An 11646-nucleotide genomic window follows, 5' to 3' on the forward strand; every position below is an offset into this window, starting at 1 on the left:
CTAGAAATACAAAAAGTGGACACTTTCGTGTCCACTTTTCGGGGTACGGTTCACGTAAGGGGCTTTTTGACAGCTTTAATCCGATAGATTATACTAGTCATAGAGCTTTTCTTATAGTAAGAAAGTAATGGAGAGTACAAACTATGCAACCAATTCGAATATCAACAAAAATTGGTCCAAAGCACCAAGTCACTATCCCGAAAGAAATTTTTTTTGGGTTAAATCTTGCCATTGGTGATTATCTTGAATTTCAATTAAAAGAACATTCAGTGCATGTAGTGCCAAAAAAACTTATTCCCAAAGAAGATGAGTGGTTTCATTCTCCGGAATGGCAAGCAAAGGAGCGCGAAGCTGATACCGCTATTCAGCAAGGAAATGTTTCGAGGCCTTTCAAATCGGCAGCAGTGCTATTGAAGCATCTAAATAAAACAAAACGTAGGGGCACTGCATGACTATGCAGGTCATTACAACAAAGCCATTTGACTTCTGACTACGCACACCTTCCTGCAAGCATCCAAAGACGCACTAATGACAAGCTAAAAATATTTATTTCAAATCCATTTCATCCATCGCTTCGCACCAAAAAGATGGAAGATCCTCGAAATATTTGGGAAGCAAGTGTGACGATGCAGTATCGTTTTACCTTTACTCGCGATGGAGATAGGGTGTACCTTCGTAGAATTGGTACTCATGATATCTTAAAAAAGCCCCTTTGACCGAAAAAAATAGCGGTGAGTATTGGAACTTGATACATGCAATTGACGAAGACGCGTAGTATGATAAGGTACTATTGTATGAATCACAGCGATATTATTAAAAAAATAACTCCCTTCATAAAACGAGCAGGTGTTAAACGAGCCGGACTATTCGGTTCTGTCGTTCATGGTACATTCAATGCGATGAGCGATATTGACCTTCTTGTCGATCTTCCGCAGGAAACAACACTATTTGATTTTATCGCCCTTAAATTGGAATTGGAGGATGTATTGGGGCGTCCAGTTGATCTTGTTGAATATGGATCCCTTAAACCGCAATTCAGGGATGATATATTGAAAGATGAGGTGCGTGTGTATGAAGGAAAATAAAGTGTATCTCGACGATATCCTTGAGTGTATCAATCAAATCGAAGCGTACACGGCAGCTACTTCGTTTGAAGAATTCAAAAGTGATATAAAAACACAGGACGCGGTTTTACGAAGATTGGAAATTATTGGTGAAGCGGTTAAAAATTTGAATAATGAATTCCGAATGGCTTATCCAGCCATACCTTGGAAAAAAATAGCAGGTATGAGAGATGTTTTGATACATGAATACGCAGGTATTATGATTGAGCGTGTTTGGAATACACTTCAAGAGAATATTCCAAACCTAAAAAAAGACATTCAATCTCTTCTTCAGGATTGATCATCCGGAAGCTGCCGTTGGGATCTGTGGCGATATATTTAGCATTATAAACGCACTACAATAATCTGATGTATGGTATGGAAAAGAAGCATAATTATTCTCATAATCAGTCTTACCTTGCCCACGCTTCCCTTGAGCATGCTGGATGTGCATGCAGAACGCGCCGGTATTCAAACAAACGATCCTGATACGTCAAAACAGGCGTATTTGACGCAAGTCAATGCGCATGATGCGTGGACACTTACGACAGGTTCTGCGCAAACAGTTGTTGCAGTGATCGATTCGGGTGTAGATATTGAGCACCCCGATCTCAAACAGAATATCTGGACGAACACCGAAGAACTGCCGGGAGATAAGATAGATAATGACAAAAACGGCCTTGTGGACGATATCAACGGCTGGGATTTTGTAAACGACATCCCCGACGTGAAACCAAAATTTGGCGGGAATTATTTTGCTCCCGCTATTCACCATGGCACCATCATTGCAGGCATGATTGCCGCCGCAAGCAATAATGCAATCGGCATTGCTGGCATATCATGGAGAACCAAGATCATGCCGCTTCGTGTATTGGATAACAAAGGAGACGGCGAAGTATTGAATGTGATTCGTGCCATCGACTATGGTGTGGCCAAAAAAGTTGATGCCATCAACATGAGTTTTGTGGCGGATTTCGACAGCCCATTATTAAAAGCGGCGGTAAAACGCGCATCTGATGCAGGCATTATGGTGGTGGCTGCGGCCGGTAACGATCGCAAGATCACCGGTGATGGACAGAGCTACCCAGTATACCCTGCATGCTACAACAAAGATATCGACGGTGTTATTGGCGTATCATCCCTCGACCCAATCGGGCAAAAGGCGCCGTTTTCCGATTACGGCAGCTGTACGGATATTTCTGCGCCTGGCATGGATCTCTACTCCACACAGGCGGTGAACTATGAATATCCCGGGTTCGATGCGTTCTATGGAAGCGGCTGGTCGGGCACATCCCTTTCCACGGCGCTTGTGAGTGGTGCGATTGCATTGTTGAAATCTGCCAATCCTCGCATAACGCTTCTTGATACAAAGCGCGCGCTACGTGAAGGTTGCGATTCTGTTGAGCCGCTCAACCCAAAGTACGCAGGACAGCTGGGCTGCGGAAGGCTCAATATCGCTTCTGCTTTGCGCGCTGCAATTTCCCAAACACAAACAGCGCGAAAACAGAATCCCTTTGACGAAGGCGATCCCGGAAGGTATCCTTTGGCTGTTTTTGATGCGGCAGGCAGGGAAGCATTCATGGCATTTGACGCCCGAGGAGCGCAAAAAAAAATAAAAAAGAGTTTCTATCCATTTGCTCCTTTCCGCATTCCCTATGATGTGCAGTTTTCGCGCCGCAGCAACCTCCTTGTATTCAGCGCAAGTCGAGGAGGACCCCATGTACGTATATTTGATAGGGAATTCCAGCTTGTTTCTCAATTTTTTGCCTACGAAAAAACATTCAGAGGAGGTGTACAGAGCGCAGTCGGTGATGTGGATGGTGATGGCACCGAGGAAATTATTACCACTCCGGGGCCGGGGCGCGACCCAACCGTCCGCATCTTTGATATGAGCGGCAGACTGAAGAGTGAGTTCAGGGCATATGATGCGGCGTATCGCGGGGGATTGGCAGTGTACACGGGAGATTTTAATAATGATTTGCGCGATGAAATCCTTGTGACCCCTCTTACTGGAAGGGGAGGGGATATCCGCATTTATTCCGGTATGGGCGAACTGTTCAACCAATTCTACGCATATCCCACAGAAGCGGAGAAGGCAGTTACGATTGCGGTAGGAGATTTGGATGCTGACGGCAGCCCGGAAATTGCAACAGCGCCGGCCGACAGCGGGGACGCAGTGAAAGTATTCACTTCGTATGGGTGGTTTGTCGGCAGCTTTATTCCCTATGGCAGGATAGTCCCGGGCATGAACATTCGCATTGGAAAGCTGGGCAATGGCGCCTATCCGGAAATCATTGTCGCACCGCGGGGCAAAAGCGGCGCACAGGTGCTCGTATTCACTGCCGACGGTAGGCGAGTCGGGCAATTCTTTGCGTTGCCGAAAAGCTGGCGAGGCGGCCTGAATCTTGGTATGATAGAGTAATAGCAAATAAAAATATGTCAGAATATTCACAACGAAAAAATGTGCTTGTTATCGGAGGGGCTGGGTTCATAGGATCCAATCTCTGCGAAGCGCTTGTCAAACACTCAAATGTGGTATGTGTAGATAATTACTCCACGGGGCACGAGAGTAATATTGATTACTTGCTGTCGGATAAGCATTTTGAATTCATCCGCCACGATATCACAACTCCGCTTGATTTTTCGAAACATCAGGACGGCGTTGAACGGTTCCAATTCCAACAATCAGGCATTCAGCAAATCTATTTTCTTGCTTCGCCGGGGTCGCCAGATTGGCATTTTGCCGACCCGCTCGGAACCATGATGCTGCATTCGGTTGGCATTCGGAATGCGCTTGATGTTGCTCTTGGTTTCAAGGCACGCATGCTGTATGTTTCTGATGCGCTTGTGTATGGTAATCTGCCTGATCCCAAGTTTCGTCCCCCGGAAGAGTTTCTGGGGTCATTCGAGCACGATTCGCCGTTGGCATTCTACATTCAGGCGCGCCGCTTTGCCGAAAGCTTGGTAGAGCTGTACCGTTCGGTTCATGCGCTCGATGCCAAAACTGTGCGTATGTTCAGTGTCTATGGACCTAAGACGCACCTCAACGATGGGCGCATGATTTCCCAACTTATCTCCGATGCGCTATCCCAGAAGCCTATTACTCTCACCAAAGATTTAGATGCCGGATCGTTTCTCTATATTTCTGATGCCATTGATGCACTGGAAAAGATCATGCTTACCGATACAACCGGTGCATTTAATCTTGGTCACGGTTCCCAGTATACACTCAAAGAAGTCATGGCAAAAATACTTTCTCTCACTGCTTCGCGTTCGACAGTATCAGTTGGTGATGTCGATCTCAAGCTGAAGAGTCGCTATGAGGCATGGGAGCGCCAATGCATGGTGCCCAACCTGACGCGCGTCAAAGAAGAAACCGGTTGGTTTCCCGTCACTCTCCTTGACGAGGGTTTGCGAAAAACGATAGACTACCTCAAATCATTGAGGGGAGTCAAAGGAATAGTAAGGTAATACCACACACACTATGCAGCAGTCGTCATTATCACTGCCAGTGATTATTCTTACCAGCCTTCTCGTTGGTCTTGTGGGCGGATACGGAGGTTCATATCTTTATAGTCAGACCGCTTCGGTAACGAGAGGGTTTGAAAGCTTGCAGAGCGATACGAAGAAACCCAGCATACTGCGCGGATCAGAAGAAGAAGCGGTCATTGCAGCAGTCAAAAAAACGTCTCCGTCCGTGGTGAGTATTGTGGTATCCAAAGACCTTTCAAAAATTCTCAATCGCACAGGGCCGGATATTGCGCCATTTGATAATTTTTTTGAATTCGGGTTTCCGTTTAATTTTAAGTTTACTCCCAATCAACAGAAGGGCGGGGAGCAAAACGATGCGCCGAAAGGCAAACAGCGTATTGGCGGCGGATCGGGGTTTATCATATCTGAAGATGGTCTCATTGTAACCAATCGCCACGTGATCACCGATGACGAGGCGGAATACACCGTTATCACCAATGACGGCAAAGAGTATCCGGCAAAAGTACTTGCAAAAGATCCTGTGAATGATCTTGCGCTTGTGAAAATAGATGCAAAAGCCTTGACGGCACTTATGCTGGGGGATTCGGGGGATATCCAAATCGGCCAGACAGTCATTGCAATCGGATACACGCTTGGCGAGTACAAAAATACCGTAACACGCGGCGTTGTGTCGGGCATTAATCGCGTCGTTCAAGCATCGGATGGCATGGGTGAAACGGAAACGATCCAAGAAGCCATCCAAACGGATGCTGCGATCAATCCCGGCAATTCAGGCGGACCGCTATTGAACTTGGCAGGAGAAGTCATTGGCATCAACACGGCAATGAACAGCCAAGGCCAGTCTATTGGATTTGCCATTCCCATCAATATTGCGAAACGCTCAGTGGAGAGTGTCAAAAAAAATGGGAAAATTATCCGACCGTGGCTTGGCGTACGCTATATCCCCGTTGATAGCATCGTAAAAGAAAAAAATAATCTTTCAGTTGATTATGGCGCGCTGATCATTGGCAATGCAGAGAGGAAAGAACTCGGTGTAATCAAGGGAAGCCCTGCAGAAAAGGCGGGGTTATCGGAAGGGGATATTATCTTGAAAGTGAACGGACAGAAAATCGATGATGGACATTCATTGGCGCATGAAATCGCAAAATACTCGCCCGGCGATGAGGTGAAGGTGGTGGTGGAGTCAAAAGGCAAGGAAAAAGAACTCACCGTGAAACTCGAAGAATTTAAAGAACAGAAAAAATAGGTATGACAACCATTGAAGAATCAATTCATGAGCTGAAGGAACACATCCTCCAGATACGGAGGTTTCTTTGACCTTGAGAAATTAAAAGCGGAAAAAATAGAATCTGAACGGCTCTTGGAAGAGCCGGGGATTTGGAATGATCGTGAACGGGCTGCAGGTATCAGTCAAAAACTTGCGCACACAACGGAAACAATCGATTTGTGGGATCGGTTGTTAAGCGACACGGAAACACTTGCCGCATTGAGTGCGGGCGATACGGCTGATACTGAATCGCTTCAAGGCTTGTATACAGATATTGAGCAGCGGTTTCGCTCTGCAGAGCTATCTACGCTCCTTTCGAATCCGTATGACGTGCGTAATGCACTTGTGGCAATCCATGCCGGTACGGGCGGGACGGATGCCATGGATTGGGCTGAAATCCTTTTTCGCATGTATGCCAGATTTTGCGAACAGCAGGGGTGGAAAGTTGTGATGATGGATACGCAGTACGGGCAGGAAGCAGGCATTAAAAGCGCAACATTCGAGGTGAAGGGTGAGTATGCGTATGGATACCTCAAGGCTGAACAGGGCGTGCATCGTTTGGTGCGCATTTCCCCATTTGATGCGGAAAAAATGCGGCATACAAGCTTTGCGCTTGTTGAAGTGGTTCCCGATCTTGGAAATCTTAGCGAAGTGGAAATCAAGCCGGAAGATTTGCGCATCGATGTTTTTCGTTCTGGCGGCGCTGGCGGACAGAGCGTGAATACGACAGATTCCGCGGTGCGCATCACACACCTGCCAACAGGTATTGTTGTTGCATGCCAGAATGAACGGTCCCAATTGCAAAACAAAGAAACAGCTCTGCGCTACCTCAAGGCAAAGCTGCACAAGCGTATCGAAGAAGCGCGTGTGAGCGAAAAAAAAGAATTACGCGGGGAGTACCACGAAGCGGCATGGGGCAATCAAATCCGGTCATATGTACTCAACCCCTATCGCATGGTAAAGGATCATAGGACGCATGTCGAAACACAGGATGTGCAGGGAGTTCTCGATGGGGATATTATGCCATTCATTGAAGCCGTGTTGAGGACATCATCGGTGTGATACACCGTGCGCGAATATTTCGCTGGTGTCTGATCGCTTTAGTATGCGGCAGTGCGATTGGCGTTGGATTGAGAAGTATTCTCAATCCCTTTCTTTTGTATGTCGTATTTTTGGGTATGGTGAGTGCAGTAGTATTGGTGTGCAAGTACCGTAGCGCATGCGTGGCATTTCTTATTGCATCATTTCTATTTTTTGGGTTGTATGCGGCGGCGATAGCGCAAGAGCCCCATGATCAAATACGCTTCAATCAGCCACAACCACACGCACCGGGTATTGATGCGGCACTTTCACATGTACGCACTTCCGTTCTCGAAACGATTGCGCGCCATCTTCCGCATGCGCATGCTCAGCTTTTGGGAGGCATTTTGGTTGGAGCGCGGCAGTCATTTCCGGATAGCATGCGTGAGTCGTTCAATAGGATTGGCATTACGCATATTGTCGCCGTATCAGGATATAACATTACGGTTCTTTTGGCGCTCCTCTATGCACTGTGTTTGGGTTTTGGCATAAAGCGTTCTCACGGCATTGGGATTGTCATCGCAGGAATCGCAGGATTTACGCTCCTTAGCGGGGCTAGCCCTGCAACAGTGCGAGCAGCGCTTATGGGAGGAGTGGTTGTGGTAGCCAGATATGCAGGTCGCAACGCGCGAAGCCACACTGCCATATTGATTGCTCTTGCCGCAATGCTTTTAGGTAATCCATTTCTTCTCTTTGATATCGGGTTTCAATTGAGTTTTTCCGCCATGATTGGCTTGATATACCTTGCTCCAAATCTTGAACTGCTGTCTGTGCGTTTTCCGGATGTGTACGGACTAAAGCAAATCCTTATTCAAACACTTGCCGCAATAGCTGCAACAGCCCCGCTTATTTTGTGGTATTTCGGAACAGTCTCGATTATTGCTCCGCTTGCAAATATTCTTATTGTCCCCCTTGTTCCATTTATTATGGCAGCGGGAGCAATGAGTGTTGGAATTTCTGCGGTATTTGAAGTGTTTGCGGTGCCGTTTTTCAGCGTTTGCGCTCCATACCTTTGGGCTTTTGTGTGGGCACCCCTAGAGTATGTGATTCGCGTTTCTTCGCATCTATCAACCATACCGCTTGCTTCCGTATCCATTTACAATCCACTTGTTCTATTGGCGCTTGTTGTATGTTCCTATGCCATGTTTGGCATGCTGTTGTTCATGCCCACTCGACGCCAAGCGCCATGTGCGCTATCATAAGCGGTACTTTATGAACATCATTCTCTCTTTCTTTTTGGCATGCGCATCTCTTGTTTTCTTGTGTTCCGATGCTTATGCACAAGGCGCAATATCGCTGTTTTTGGATAATGAGACCATTGTTAAGGGGTATAGGGTCGTAAGCGCGGATGAAGGCTTTAGCGTGACGCTTCGTCCCAAAGCGGTACTACATCCGACAACAATGACAATAGAAGCAGTTGCTGCACAGAAAGAAGCGCAAGAGCGTTTTCCTATTGATCCTTCATTGGAATTTGTAAGCGATATTTATGTGTATGATGCGCACGGCATTGTACCCGCAGATATGCGGCAGCCCCTCATCATAGAAATGAAACCGGCGCTGATCACTCCATGGACATCGATCTATTTCTTTGATCGGCAATCACAGAGCTGGAAGCGCTTAGCATCCCGCCCCATTACTTCCGACCTTCTGCGCGCCTCTTCTCCCTTGCCATTTGCTCCCATTGCAGTTCTTGCCGAAAAGAAAAGCATTGGCGGCGTTACCGTATCATCACTTCTGGATAGCGCTCACGCAGTACTTGTTGTTGATAATCGAAATACCATTCTTGTTGCAAAGCAAGCGCGTTTTCAAGCTCCCCCGGCAAGCATTACCAAGCTCATGACCGCACTGGTATTCTTGGAACATAACCCCGGATGGAAGAAAAAAATCGCAATCCTTCCATCTGATGACGCAGAGCCGGCGCGCATTCCGTTTGCAAAGAAAGAAGAAGTTAGCGTCTATGATTTATTCATGGGCATGCTCGTGGGGTCGAATAATAATGCTGCCAAGGCATTGGCGCGCTCTACAGGATTATCCGAAAAAGCATTTGTTTCAGAAATGAATGCCAAGGCTGTGCGGTTCAAGATGTACCATACAACTTTTTTTGATACGAGCGGGCTTGATGTCCGCAATGTCTCGACTGTTGAAGATGTTACTCGTCTCGCTGGCTTTGCATTTCGGCAAAAGGATATTATGAGTGCGCTTTCAGTGCCTTCTTACCGTATCAAAGGGCATAAACGCAGCTATTCGGTTACTACAACCAATACGCTTCTTGTAGGATCGTCTTCGATCAAAGGGAAAACAGGATACATAGATGAATCGGGATATAATTTTGTCGGACGGGCGATAAACAAGCACGGAGCGGTAACCGTGGCAGTATTTGGCGCTTCCACAAGCGCGGAGCGTTTTGATGTGATACGCAAACTCCTTAGGCTTGTGCAATAATGGTTTGTGTGCTATTTTTTCAGGCAGTGCGCCGCATACACTTTTATAAAAAGATATCACCATAGAGCCTATGAGAAGCTATGAAACAAATTTTCCTTTGTTTAAAACCAAAGTTGAAGGAGTAACAAAAATATTTAATTTATCCAATCCCGCCGAACGGAGAGAATATTTTGAAGCGAAAGCCGGCGCAGAGATCGCGGTTATCAAAAAATACCTCGAAAAAAATAGTTTTATTTCCTATTTTCTTGGAAAGAAAAATTCAGGCAAAGGAACATACTCCAAAATGCTCAAAGAGATTTTTGGCGATGATGCGATTGGTCATATATCGGTTGGCGATGTGGTGCGGGCAGCCCATCTGGCCATGGATGATCAAGTAAAAAAACAAGAAATTGTTGATTATCTCGAAAAGCACTATCGTGGATATATTTCGATCGATGATGCCATCAACGCGCTTTTGGGGCGGGACCAAAAAACACTGCTGCCAACAGAATTTATCCTGACGTTGGTAAAAATGGAAATAGCAAAAATGCACAAAAAATCCATATTCATCGATGGCTTTCCGCGTGAACTCGATCAGGTTTCGTACTCCCTGTACTTGCGTGATCTTGTGGATTATCGGGATGACCAGGATATTTTTGTTGCAATCAGCATTCCGGAGTCCATACTTGCTGCGCGCATGCAGGCGCGCGTTGTTTGCCCTCTCTGCCATGTTCCTCGAAGCCTAAAACTCATGCGAACGCAGCAGGTGGGATGGGATAGCGAGAAAAAAGAATTTTATTTGGTGTGCGATGATCAAAAATGCAATGGCGCACGAATGGTTGCGAAAGAAGGCGATGAAATGGGCATCGAATCTATCCGAGAGCGGCTTGAACTCGATGAAAAACTTATCGAACAGGCATTTTTGCTTCACGGTATTCCCAAAATTCTTGTGCGAAATGCCATACCGGTTGAGTTTGCCCGAGAAAACATGGATGCGTACGAACTGACTCCGGAGTATGTCTATGCCCTCAAAGAGAATGGCGATGTTGAGGTGCTGGAAAAGCCATGGATCATTAAAGACGATGATGGCAATGACGTGCACAGCTTGTTGGCCGCACCTGTCGTATTGTCGCTCATCAAACAATTAGCAAACGTTTTGCAAAAATAAGAAAGCTCTATGCGCGCACTTTTTCGCGCTTTACGGAAACGCCGTTTTTCCTATCAGCCGCTTGTTGAAGTGCGCGTGTATCGCGATCACTTGCTTTCTAATTTCAAAGCATTCCAGAAAAGTTGCCAGCCGTGCGGTATAGCACCGGTATTGAAAAGCAATGCCTATGGGCATGGTCTTGTGGAAGTCGCTACGGTATTGCAAGGCGTGCAAGCACCGTTTTTTTGCGTTGATTCCTATGCTGAAGCGCTCGTGCTTCGCAATGAAGGCATACGAACGCCGCTGCTGGTTATTGGATATACGCCCATCGAAACAATCGTCAAAAGCAACCTACCCAATACGACATATCTGATTACGAGTCTCGATCAGCTTCAAGAACTTACTGCGAGAGCGCAGCGCCACATCACAGTACATATAAAAATTGATACCGGCATGCATCGACAGGGGATCATGCTGGGAGAACTATCCGAATGCATAACCCTTATCCAAAAAAATCCACACATTTCATGCGAAGGTATTGCAACGCATTTGGCAGATGCTGACAATGCCGATGAATTAAGTACGCAATTTCAGATTAAAGCGTGGAATGAAACAGTGCAGCGTTTTCGGCAAAGCATCCCAACTCTTCGCTCTGTTCACTGTGCTGCAACGGCCGGAAGTGCATATTCGCCATCTATTGACGCAAATGTTGTGAGGGTTGGCATTGGGATTTACGGCATACCGGCTGGAGCAAGTATACATGAACTGCAGCCAGTACTCGAGCTAAAAACAATCGTAAGTGGAGTAAAAAAAGTATCGGCAGGTTCACGCGTTGGCTATAACGGCACGTTCCAAGCCCCGCATGATATGCTTTTGGCAACAATTCCGGTTGGGTACGCGGAGGGGTTGGATCGCCGATTGTCCAACAAAGGAGTCGTACTCATCAATAGCGCCCCCTGTCCCATTGTGGGGCGGGTCAGCATGAATATTACAACCATAGACGCTACCAACTGTCCTTCGGTACGGAGGGGAGATGATGTGATTGTCTATAGCGCAGAACCTCAGGATCCAAATTCTATTTCAAAATGCGCAGAGATCTGCGAGACGATCCCCTGGGTGCTCCTTGTACATATCAA

Annotated in this window: 11 protein-coding genes; all 11 read left to right on the forward strand. The window is 46.6% G+C overall.

Going from position 1 to position 11646, the window contains the following annotated elements:
• The first annotated feature begins 143 nt into the window (after window positions 1-143).
• Entirely contained in the window at window positions 144-452 is a 309-nt protein-coding gene (locus AAB400_01670; protein MEK7648605.1) for an AbrB/MazE/SpoVT family DNA-binding domain-containing protein, read from the forward strand.
• Between the two features lie 342 nt (window positions 453-794).
• A complete protein-coding gene (locus AAB400_01675) occupies window positions 795-1085 on the forward strand; it encodes a nucleotidyltransferase family protein (GenBank protein ID MEK7648606.1) in 291 nt (96 codons plus the stop codon).
• A complete protein-coding gene (locus tag AAB400_01680; GenBank protein MEK7648607.1) occupies window positions 1072-1404 on the forward strand; it encodes a DUF86 domain-containing protein in 333 nt (110 codons plus the stop codon). Before AAB400_01675 ends, AAB400_01680 begins: the two co-directional genes overlap by 14 nt.
• A 72-nt stretch (window positions 1405-1476) precedes the next feature.
• Window positions 1477-3525, forward strand: coding sequence for a S8 family serine peptidase (locus tag AAB400_01685; GenBank protein MEK7648608.1), 2049 nt, complete (start codon window positions 1477-1479; stop codon window positions 3523-3525).
• 14 nt (window positions 3526-3539) lie between these two features.
• The gene (locus AAB400_01690; protein ID MEK7648609.1) at window positions 3540-4574 is read left to right on the forward strand and encodes an NAD-dependent epimerase/dehydratase family protein; all 1035 of its coding nucleotides are present in this window, start codon (window positions 3540-3542) and stop codon (window positions 4572-4574) included.
• A gap of 13 nt (window positions 4575-4587) precedes the next feature.
• A complete protein-coding gene (locus tag AAB400_01695; protein MEK7648610.1) occupies window positions 4588-5841 on the forward strand; it encodes a trypsin-like peptidase domain-containing protein in 1254 nt (417 codons plus the stop codon).
• A gap of 2 nt (window positions 5842-5843) precedes the next feature.
• Window positions 5844-6924 (forward strand): peptide chain release factor 2 gene (gene prfB, locus AAB400_01700; GenBank protein ID MEK7648611.1). Its coding sequence is split into 2 segments (ribosomal slippage): window positions 5844-5909 and window positions 5911-6924, totalling 1080 coding nucleotides; the frame shifts between segments, so codons are not numbered across the junction.
• On the forward strand, window positions 6921-8144 hold the full coding sequence (locus AAB400_01705) for a ComEC/Rec2 family competence protein (protein MEK7648612.1): 1224 nt from the start codon (window positions 6921-6923) through the stop codon (window positions 8142-8144). The genes prfB and AAB400_01705 overlap by 4 nt, the downstream gene beginning before the upstream one ends.
• A gap of 10 nt (window positions 8145-8154) precedes the next feature.
• The gene (locus AAB400_01710; protein MEK7648613.1) at window positions 8155-9384 is read left to right on the forward strand and encodes a hypothetical protein; all 1230 of its coding nucleotides are present in this window, start codon (window positions 8155-8157) and stop codon (window positions 9382-9384) included.
• Between the two features lie 70 nt (window positions 9385-9454).
• Complete coding sequence (locus tag AAB400_01715) at window positions 9455-10531, forward strand: nucleoside monophosphate kinase (GenBank protein ID MEK7648614.1); 1077 nt, start codon at window positions 9455-9457, stop codon at window positions 10529-10531.
• Between the two features lie 9 nt (window positions 10532-10540).
• A partial coding sequence (gene alr / locus AAB400_01720) for an alanine racemase (GenBank protein ID MEK7648615.1) occupies window positions 10541-11646 on the forward strand: 1106 nt, incomplete at its 3' end.

The organism is Patescibacteria group bacterium (genome assembly GCA_038065255.1).
Lineage (GTDB): Bacteria > Patescibacteriota > Patescibacteriia > JACQRZ01 > JACQRZ01 > JBBTRI01.

Excerpts from the sequence above, each read along its gene's own strand:
- AAB400_01690 (MEK7648609.1), top strand. The coding sequence starts at position 3,540 with ATGTCAGAATATTCACAACGAAAAAATGTGCTTGTTATCGGAGGGGCT.
- AAB400_01695 (MEK7648610.1), top strand. The coding sequence starts at position 4,588 with ATGCAGCAGTCGTCATTATCACTGCCAGTGATTATTCTTACCAGCCTT.
- AAB400_01675 (MEK7648606.1), top strand. The coding sequence starts at position 795 with ATGAATCACAGCGATATTATTAAAAAAATAACTCCCTTCATAAAACGA.
- AAB400_01715 (MEK7648614.1), top strand. The coding sequence starts at position 9,455 with ATGAGAAGCTATGAAACAAATTTTCCTTTGTTTAAAACCAAAGTTGAA.
- AAB400_01685 (MEK7648608.1), top strand. The coding sequence starts at position 1,477 with ATGGTATGGAAAAGAAGCATAATTATTCTCATAATCAGTCTTACCTTG.
- AAB400_01670 (MEK7648605.1), top strand. The coding sequence starts at position 144 with ATGCAACCAATTCGAATATCAACAAAAATTGGTCCAAAGCACCAAGTC.
- AAB400_01680 (MEK7648607.1), top strand. The coding sequence starts at position 1,072 with ATGAAGGAAAATAAAGTGTATCTCGACGATATCCTTGAGTGTATCAAT.
- AAB400_01710 (MEK7648613.1), top strand. The coding sequence starts at position 8,155 with ATGAACATCATTCTCTCTTTCTTTTTGGCATGCGCATCTCTTGTTTTC.